This is a genomic window from Terriglobus sp. YAF25 (assembly GCF_052113305.1).
Taxonomy (GTDB): domain Bacteria; phylum Acidobacteriota; class Terriglobia; order Terriglobales; family Acidobacteriaceae; genus Terriglobus.
The window spans coordinates 1-9,591 of record NZ_JBFRCY010000071.1 but is presented as its reverse complement, the minus strand read 5'-3'; the positions used below and the strand labels follow the sequence as shown (position 1 = coordinate 9,591).

Sequence of the window (9,591 nt, the reverse complement as noted above, 5' to 3'; positions counted from 1 at the left end):
GTGACAAAAGAGGCTGTGAAACCGGCGCGAATTGCGCTGGCTCTGTACTGCCTCTTGGAAAGAATCGGGGTAATCATGCAGAGAAAATGGATTCTCCTCTCGTTCGTTGGCGGCTTACTTGTCATCGCCTCATTGGCAGGTTTTTACCTGGTTAGAAGAACAGGCGCTCAGCCATTGCAGGCTGGCCTGCGGCAGTTCCCTTCAACACTTTCACCACAGCTTCCTTACGATGTAAACGCCGCTCAGATTGAGGCGATGATGGCGGAGGTCCATCCGCAGAACGGCGGCGAGTACTCGCCCCACGACACAGAGCTTGTACTGAAAGCGCAACGGGAGTTTGACATCCTCTCGTGGCAGGCCTTCCTGGCGCTGAACTGGCCGCAACAGTCCTATGAGTCGCCACAGTCGAGCCTCAATGCAACTTCAGGTCAGCCTCTATGGAGCTATTGGGTCCCGATCGAAAAGATCTTTCTGCCAAATGGCGCTCGGCCCCAATTCCCATGGAATCCCGCGCAACAGGTGAAGGACGCGGCAACCAACGGCATTTCATTGACGATGACAAAGGCGGCATGGCGGCAGCAGGCCTCTGCCAGCGATAACTTTCAAGCCTTTTCCGGGCCGCTGGTTGACCAGAACGGCAAGTGGGCTCGCTATGAAGCACTGGTGGATCCAGAGGAGTACGAATACCTCTACAAGAATGAGCTCTATAGTATCGATGGCCAGATTCGCTTCAGCAATCAAGACGTCAACCAAAGCGAAGTCTCGATGCCGCTCAATTCCGGCAATAAGAAGCACGGATCAATCGAGATCAAGCTCTCCTGGAAGGAACTGGGACCAAACGACGACCGGTCACGTTTCTATACGAAACGGGTTCGTGTTGAACTTTCCGAACCAACCAACGGTGGGCCGCCGCAGTACCGCACCATCGACGCAGGTCTCGTCGGGATGCATATTGCGATGCGTACCGAATCTTCTCCGGAGTGGATCTGGAGCACCTTCGAGCAGATCGACAATGTGCGTCAGAATCCTCTGGAACACGGCGGCCTGAGCCACGCGAACTTCATGAACCCTGCGCTGAAGAACGCTCCCGTGAACGTGCTTCCAGCAAAGAACGGTGATTGCACCAACGGCACGAACTGCCAGACCTGGTATGAGAACCTGACCACCACACCTGTCCAGACGTCTCGCGTACAGATCCCGCTCCAGCATGGCCTCAACCCCATCGATGACAAGATCAGCGACGCCGTAGCGGAGCTGAACAAGCAGGTGCAGGCACTGCTTCACAGCCAAGGTTCCGTCTTTCAGTATTATGAGCTGATCGGAACACAGTGGCCCGTACACAAATTCGCGCCCGCTTATGCCGGCGGCCAGGGGAGTGCCCCGGAGAGCATCACCAATAAGACACCCGGCGACGTGGTTCCAGTCTTTCTGGTGAACACCACCATGGAAACCTACTTCCAGAAGGGCGGACAAAACGCCGGCTGCCTGGAACAGGACGATCGTCTACCCGACAACTGCACTGCTGACAACACACCGGTGACAGGTACGGAGAGCTGCGTCGGTTGCCACTATTCCGCGGGTATTGCCACGGGTTGGAAGCGAGACATGAACGGGAATCCCGTGATTGTCAACGGAGTGAAGCAGCCTATTTATGGAGAGAACGGCCACTTTGGACGTTCGGCCCATGCCAGCTTCAGCTGGATGCTGCAGATTGAAACCAGTAAACAAAACCTGGGAGCGGAAGCAAGTGTTCCGGCCCGAAAGCGTTTCTCAATGCACACACCCAATCGTCAGCCGTAGAGCATTTTCCCTGTAGGTGTAATGCTCTAGAACTCCACATTGAAGAGCAGCAAAGGGGTCATTTCGCAATGAGTGTTGATTCAAGAGATTCCAGCTACCGCTATGTTCCCGTCGATGGCTTCAACCCGAACAGTGCAACAGGATGGACATCATTCGGCAATGTAAGCCAATGCCTCTATGACAAAGGTGATGGGATCTTTACCCTGACCGGCACGGGATCGGGAGGCAGTCAGCCTCCTGAACTCAAGATCTATGTGCTTGGGCCGGCGGCATTCCGTGTGCGCTTCAATCCCCAAAACGACTACAGCATGGATGGCTCTTTCGCTGTGGTCAACAAGGATCTGGGAGCACCGGCCGTCAACATTCTGCAAAATGACTCCGTCAAGCTTTCAGTGGATCTGGGCTCTCTGCGGCTCGACGTCCTCTTTCAGCCATTCACCGTGCAGGTGTATTGGAAGAACCATCTCATCAGCACAGATGTGGCCCCTGGCCTCATCTATGTCGCCAACGGCGGCAACGCCGTCGCCAACTTCAAGACCTATCCTGCGAATGCCAACTACTTTGGAGCCGGAGAAAAGGGCGGCAACGACCTGCGGTTGAATGAAGCCGCCCTGACCTTCTTCAACTACGACAACTTCAAATACTGCGGCCAGAACTCCGACGATCCTCCCGCTCCTAACGGCGATGGGTTCCTGCGAGTCATCCCCTACAACTCCAACTACAACGACCCCATGGTACAGCCCGGGCCACTGAACTGGTCTGAACCGTTGTACAACTCGATCCCCTTCTTTCTTGAGGACAACCCGAATCCCCTTGACCAGGGCGGACAGCCCACCGGCGTTCCGTATGCCTATGGCATCCTGCTGGACAACGAGTCCCAGAGCTACATGAACTTCGGAGCAAGTTCCAGCTACAACGGCAATATGTACGGGAAGTACTTCTTCGGCGCACTCTATGGAGAGATCGATTACTACTTCATGGCCGGAGATGCCGCTCCGGATGTGCTGCGGCAATACTCAACGCTGGTAGGCCCGGCTGCTCTTGCTCCCATGTGGGCGCTTGGAAACCACCAGGGATGCTACGGATACTACGACCAGGGCCGGGTGCTGAATGCGATTCAGCAATACCGCGCAAGCAATATCCCGCTCGACGGCATGCACATCGATGTCGACTTCCAGGATAACTACCGCACCTTTACCGCCAGTCAGATGAAGTTCCCCAATGGGGGAGCGAACTGCTTCTCGCAGGCCGCCGCCATGGGCGTCAAGTGCAGTACGAATATCACCGGAATCGTGACGATTCAGCCTCTCGATGAAAACGGCAATGCCACGCCGTATTCCGTACTGCAATCCGGACTCGCTATCAATGCCTTTGTGCAGGACAATCGCGCGGAAGGCCAGGGGCCGGCTTATCCAAAGCCCTTCGTCACCAATGAGAGCTATGGAGTGAACTACGGGTTCAATCCATATCCATCGCCAGGCGCTCCTTACAATCCCGGTTCCGGGACGGCGCTGGGCACCTATGGCTACTACGCGGACCTCGGCCAACTGCAGTTCCGCGACTGGTGGGGTGAACTATACAAGCCTCTGCTCGATGCCGGCCTCGAGATGGTGTGGCAGGACATGACCGATCCTGCAACGCAGCCCAGTATCTGCGACTCCGCGCCTTATAAGACACTCCCGCTCAACGTGTTGATGTTCGATTACACGCAGAACAAGATGGTGCCCAGCGCCGAGATCCACAACGTGTTTGCGCTCAACCTGATCAGCGCAACGCATACAGGCATGATCAGGCTTCGCAAAGCGGCGGGTGTAGACAAGCGGCCATTCATCATCGCCCGCGGCGGCTACGCGGGAGTCCATCGTTACGCTGCCAGCTGGACCGGTGACTCTGCGTCTGACTGGAACTTCCTCTCCATCCTGATCCCGGAGATCCTCAACTTCGGTCTCTCAGGTCAGCCAATGTCAGGCGCAGACGTTGGAGGCTTTGCGACCAGCTCTGCCGGAGGCTCTGCGAACGGTACTGGTCCCAATGGAGTCACTAATCCCGATCTAATGGCACGCTGGACCACCGTGAGCGCCTTCATCGGCTGGTGCCGCAACCACTATGACGGATACAACAAGCAGTACCAGGAGCCGTACGCATATCCGGATCCCTGCCAATCCGCATGCCGCAAGTACATTGAGATCCGCTACAAGCTGCTGCAGCTCTTCTACGACACGCTGTACCAGTGCACACAGACGGGTCTTCCCATCTGCCGTCCATTGTTCCTTACCGATCGCCAGGACCCCGGTGTGTATCAGGAAGCGTTTCTGAACACTCAGTTCATGGTGGGCAACGACTTGCTGATCGCGCCGATCATTCAACAGAGCTGGAACCGTAACGTCTATCTTCCGGCAGGCAGTGACTGGTTTGCCTATCAGGATGCTCAGGCTCCTCTGCCGCAAAAGAACGCGGGCGGCCAGAGCTTCAACTGGTATGCTCCGCTTGACCTGGTGCCGATGTACGTTCGTGCGGGAGCGATTCTTCCGCGGCGCGAACTTGAGCAGTACGTCGGTCAACTGCCTCTGTGCCCGCTTACCTTCGAGTGCTATCCCGGTCCCGACCGCGACTACACACTCTACCTCGACGACAAGATCGGCACAGGCTACCAGGAAGGCAAGTACAGGCTTACGACCATTGCACAAAAGACCGTGCCCAGCGTACGCACCGTAACGGTAACCCGGACCTACGACCAGTTCACACCCAAGGAGACGTTCTTCTATGTCTCTCTCCTGCAGGCGACACATGCCGCCAGTGTTACGGTCAACGGGACCGCAGTTCCCGATCTCACAAGCTCCAGTGACCAGGCGGGCGCCTCCGCGCTGGGAGCCTCGAACGTCAATGCCTTCTACTTCAACGTCTCTCTGCAGACCGTCTTCGTGAAGGTCTTCGATACTGCTTCCGTCCTTACTGTAGTGGCCAACTTCTAAACTTATGCCCTTCGCCACGCGAGCAGGACAATCACAACCCCTGGGAGCAACGGTCAACCCGTCAGGCGTCAACTTTTCTCTGTTCTCGCAGAACGCCACACAGGTTGACCTGCTCCTGTTTGCCTCACCGCTGGATCCTGCGCCTTCGCAGGTCATCACGATTCAGCAACCGACGATGTTTTACTGGCATGTCCAGGTGGATGGCCTGCAGGCGAATACTGCGTATGCGTTTCGCGTGCATGGCCCATCCAGTCCGGCCGACCTGACAAACTTCGGCCACCGCTTCAACCCCAATAAGGTATTGATCGACCCTTATTCGCGAGGCAACATCGACACCCTCTGGGTTGCCGCGCCGTCAAAGGACAACAGCGATAACGTTGCACAATCCATGCGCAGCATGGTCATCGACGACTCCGGCTACGACTGGGAGGGCGACACGCCGCCGAATACTCCACTGGAGTCAACGGTAGTGTATGAGCTACATGTGCGTGGCTTTACGGAGTCACCATCGTCGAACGTTGCTAACCCGGGAACCTTCTCCGGCCTGATCGAGAAGCTGCCCTATATCAAATCCCTTGGTGTGACCGCCATCGAGCTCATGCCGGTTTTCGACTTTGATTCCAAGACCCCGAAGAGAATTAATCCGACAACTGGCCAGGGGCTGAACAATTACTGGGGATATGATCCCATCTGTTTCTTTGCGCCGCATGCGGAGTATTGCGTCTCGCCCATGACTTCAAGCCACGTCAACGAATTTCGAGATCTCGTCAAAGCGGCGCACAAGGCGGGCCTCGAAGTCATCCTCGATGTGGTCTTCAACCATACCGGCGAGGACGATCAGAACGGGCCGGTCATAAGTTTCAAGGGCATCGACAACAGCGTCTTTTACTTCCTGCAGCAGCTGGACCATACGTACTACCGTGGAGACCTCACCGGATGTCCGAACGCTGTACGCTGTAACCACCCAGCAATGACCAAGATGCTGACGGAGAGCTTGTCCTACTGGGTTACCGACATGCATGTCGACGGTTTTCGGTTTGACCTCGGGGCTGTTCTGACACTGGGAGAAGACGCCCGGGAGCTGGAGTATCCGCCGATCGTCTGGGCAATCAACCTGGATGAACGCTTTGCCAATATCAAGGTCATCGTCGAACCCTTTGGGGGCGATCAGGGAGACGTGCTGGGGAAGTTCCCGGATATTCGGTCAGCTACCTGGAACTTTCAGTTCAAGAATGTGATCAGGCGTTTCGTCCGCGGAGATGCCGGACTCATCAGCCAGGTCGCCAGCCGCCTCTGCGGCAGCTCCGACATCTTCCAGCAATCGGGCTACGGCCCGCACAACGGCATCTCCTACCTTGCTTGCCACGACGGCTTTACCCTGAACGACGTAGTCAGCTACAACACCAAACACAACGAAGCGAACTTTGAAGACTCGGGCGATGCGGACAACATCAGCAACAACTATGGAGTAGAAGGCCCCACGGCCGACCCGGCGATTAACTCCATCAGAGAACGCCAGATACGCAACTTCCTCGCCCTTCTCTTTCTCTCGCAGGGAGTCCCCATGCTGCTGGGAGGCGATGAGTGCCGTCGCACCCAACAAGGGAACAACAATCCTTACATCCAGGACAACCCAATCAGTTGGTTTGACTGGACCTTGCCCGTAATGGAGAAAGATCTGGTCGCCTTTACAGCGGGCATGATCGACTTCAGAAAGCGCCACCCAGCGCTCAGCCGGCAGACCTTTTTCACCGGGCAGGTCATAACTGACGGCCTGCAGGATATCTCCTTCCACGGCTGCAACCTATATCAGCCCGGCTTCAATGACCCGAACTCACGGGTACTCGCCATCACGATCGCCGACCCGGCGGGCGTGGAGCATATCCATGCGATCTTCAACATGGAGTTCACGGCGCTTCCCTTCCAGCTTCCACAACTTCAGGGACGACAGTGGTTCCGCTTCGCCGACACGGTTCTACCCGCACCCAATACGATCGCTGCTCCCGGTACAGAAGTGGCAATCACAACGCCCAGCTACTTCGCCAGTTCCAGGTCGGTAGTTATTCTTGTGTCGAAGCGAAACCCATAAGGATGCGTACCATCGGAGAATGGACAACGAGAGCGTCGTAAATGTTGTCATCCTGAACGTAGTGAAGGACCTGCTTTTTCAATGCTTCGGATGGCAAAGCTTCATGATTATGTCGCGAACTTTAGATTCACTACACTGGGGCGTATCGACACATTCGCCTTGGCTGCGGAGTTATAGAGCGGGCCTTCAGCGCTTATCGTTTACATTGCCCGGGTGCCTACCCTAGCGTTCAAACTCGCCCGCGCTTCTCAGCGATCAACCTCACTCGCTCATACCGTTCTCGCGCTGAAGCAGCAAACCTCGCACTGACAGCATGCAAAATATGAGGAGGTGCGGTCTCTGGACGCCCTGCGTCGAACGGAGGCGCTGGGGGCGTACTCCAAACGAAGCTGAACGTCCTGTGCCGCATCTTCACCGGCAGAGCCTCCTTATTTCTTCCCGGTCGGGACCAATGGCTTAGAAGCCTTCCAGAGCTGGCGGTTGATGAAATTAGGTGCGAGGCGCCGCATCAACGCGAGTTGATTGGACTGCCCCGGCCGAATCTCGAGCTTACCTGCCTTGAAAGCTGCAAAGGATTTTTTGATCAACTCGTCTGTGGTCATCAGAGCGACTCCACCTTCTTCTGCAAGATCTGCTGCCAGATCGGTCTTTACACCTGGCGGCATAACATCGATCACCTCGACGCCCGTCTCCTCCAACTGGAAACGCAGCGATTGGGTGTAAGAGTGAACCGCCGCCTTCGTGGCACAATAGATCGGCGCGGACGGCAGCGGCACAAAAGCGAGTGCAGAGGACACGTTGATGACGGTACCCTTGTTGGCCGTGAGGATGTCGATGAATGCAGAGGTCATGCGAATCACACCGCCCACGTTGATATTCACCTCGGTCATCAATCCGTCGAGATCGACGGCCGGCGCCTTGAGGTTCTTGTAGAGCATGATTCCCGCGTTGTTCATCAGCACATCCAACTTCGGGAACTCAGCCTTCACACGCGTCGCCAGCGCTGCGATTTGCGCAGGGTCCGCAACGTCGCCCTGAATCGTGTGGAGTTTTGGGTACTTGGCTTTCACTTCATCGAGCACCGTCTGGCGGCGGCCCGTCACGATGACGGTGTTGCCGAGTTCGAGAAACTTGAGCGCGAAAGCTAGGCCGATCCCGGCAGAGCCTCCAGTGATGAGAATAGTGCGACCGGTGAGTTTCATAAGAGCTCCTTAATTACGGACGATACGAATCGCTTTTTGTGTCTGAAGTTCGGCTATTGATGATCGAGCCTTTCGGCTAGGAATGCGCCAGCACTGCCTGCGCCTCATCCTTCTGGACCGCTGTTGTTTTTACTCGAAACCAGATGGAATAGAGTGCGGGCAAAAATACGAGCGTCAGCACTGTACCCACAGCGGTTCCGCCGATCAGTGTGTATGCCATCGAACCCCAGAAGACTGAGAAAGTCAGGGGAATGAAGGCTAACACAGCCGCGAGCGCTGTAAGGATTACCGGGCGTGATCGCTGTACTGTTGCCTCAACGACAGCGTGATAACTATCAAGTCCTTCCTCCTGGTTTGTTTTAATTTGACCGATCAGGATCAACGTATTGCGCATCAGGATGCCAGCTAATGCGATCAAACCAAGAATCGCATTGAACCCAAATGGTTGATGAAAGAGAAGCAGTGTCGGAACAACGCCAGCGACACCGAGAGGGGCTGTAAGAACCACCATGAACATCGCCGAGAATGACCTGACCTGGAGGATGATCACCGTGAGCATCAGCACGATCATTAGGGGAAATACCGTCGCCAGAGCTCTGTTTGCCTTACCGGCTTCTTCTATATTGGCGCCCGTCTCGATCCTGTAGCCCTCGGGCAGGCTTGCGATGATCGGCTGAATTGCCTTTTCAATCTCAACAGAGACCTGTGGAGGCTGAAGCGATTCATCAAGGTCGCTTTGTACCGTAATGGTCGGCAACCGATCACGACGTTTGAGAATCGGTTCTTCGGGGCGAATCTCGACGTGGCCGACTTGACTGAGTGGAACAGCCTTCCCCGAGCGATTCATCAAGGTCATATCGTTAAGCTTTCTGGGATCAAAGCGATCTGTTCCAGCGCTTCGAGCAACGACCTCCACCGTTCGAATATCCTCACGGACCTGCGTTACCGGCGCACCGGTCAGAAGAAATTGGATCTGTTCGGCAGCCTCGTGGGATGAAAGGCCGATCAGTTGTAGCCGCGCCTGATCGAGCACGAAATGCACCGTTGGCGCGCGTTCGCCCCAGTCCAAATTCACTTGTCGGGTGTGAGGATTTTCCCGCATTACAGCCTGTACTTGCGCTGCAATGGCGCGGTCCTTTGCCAGGTCGGGGCCCATGACGCGAAACGCAACCGGCCAGGGGGAATATGGTCCGAATACAAGCTGCGAGGCACGCACACGGGCTTCCGGCGCAAGGCCCTGCTCAGCCCGTTCACGCAGCCTGAGCTTCAGACGATCCCGATCCTTCTCGTTGTCCGTCAGGACGATGACTTTCGCGAAATTGGGGTTCGGAAGTTCTGGATTATAGGAAAAGAAGAAGCGCGGAGCCCCAGCCCCAATGTAAGCCGTGACGATCTTTGCCTCGGGTTGCTGCCGCAGCCAGTCCTCTACCTTCTTTGAAGTCGCGTTCGTAGTTTCTATGCTCGTGCCCTGAGGCAGCGTCAACTCTACGAGGAGTTCAGGACGATCGGATTGAGGAAAGAACTGCTG

The 9,591-nt window shown here is 55.9% G+C and carries 5 protein-coding genes; 3 read left to right on the top strand and 2 right to left on the bottom strand.

Annotated features, from left to right (window positions below):
- The 3 genes from AB4043_RS04585 to AB4043_RS04575 form a co-directional block, all read left to right on the top strand.
- Window positions 1-1,800: hypothetical protein (locus AB4043_RS04585; protein WP_442306574.1), on the top strand; the 1,800-nt coding region annotated here is incomplete at its 5' end.
- A gap of 68 nt (window positions 1,801-1,868) precedes the next feature.
- Window positions 1,869-4,772, top strand: a complete 2,904-nt coding sequence (locus AB4043_RS04580; protein WP_442299227.1) for a TIM-barrel domain-containing protein — start codon at window positions 1,869-1,871, stop codon at window positions 4,770-4,772.
- Between the two features lie 4 nt (window positions 4,773-4,776).
- On the top strand, window positions 4,777-6,861 hold the full coding sequence (locus AB4043_RS04575) for a glycogen debranching protein (RefSeq protein ID WP_442306573.1): 2,085 nt from the start codon (window positions 4,777-4,779) through the stop codon (window positions 6,859-6,861).
- A gap of 428 nt (window positions 6,862-7,289) precedes the next feature.
- Here AB4043_RS04575 and AB4043_RS04570 read toward each other — a convergent pair whose 3' ends face one another.
- Together AB4043_RS04570 and AB4043_RS04565 are read right to left on the bottom strand one after the other, a co-directional pair.
- A complete protein-coding gene (locus tag AB4043_RS04570; RefSeq protein WP_442299225.1) occupies window positions 7,290-8,063 on the bottom strand; it encodes an SDR family oxidoreductase in 774 nt (257 codons plus the stop codon).
- Window positions 8,064-8,139: 76 nt separating this feature from the next.
- On the bottom strand, window positions 8,140-9,591 hold a 1,452-nt coding region (locus tag AB4043_RS04565), incomplete at its 5' end, for an efflux RND transporter permease subunit (RefSeq protein ID WP_442306572.1).

What these genes read in the sequence shown, in the direction of transcription:
- AB4043_RS04580 (WP_442299227.1), top strand. Translation starts at nt 1,869, where the DNA reads ATGAGTGTTGATTCAAGAGATTCCAGCTACCGCTATGTTCCCGTCGAT.
- AB4043_RS04570 (WP_442299225.1), bottom strand. Translation starts at nt 8,063, where the DNA reads ATGAAACTCACCGGTCGCACTATTCTCATCACTGGAGGCTCTGCCGGG.
- AB4043_RS04575 (WP_442306573.1), top strand. Translation starts at nt 4,777, where the DNA reads ATGCCCTTCGCCACGCGAGCAGGACAATCACAACCCCTGGGAGCAACG.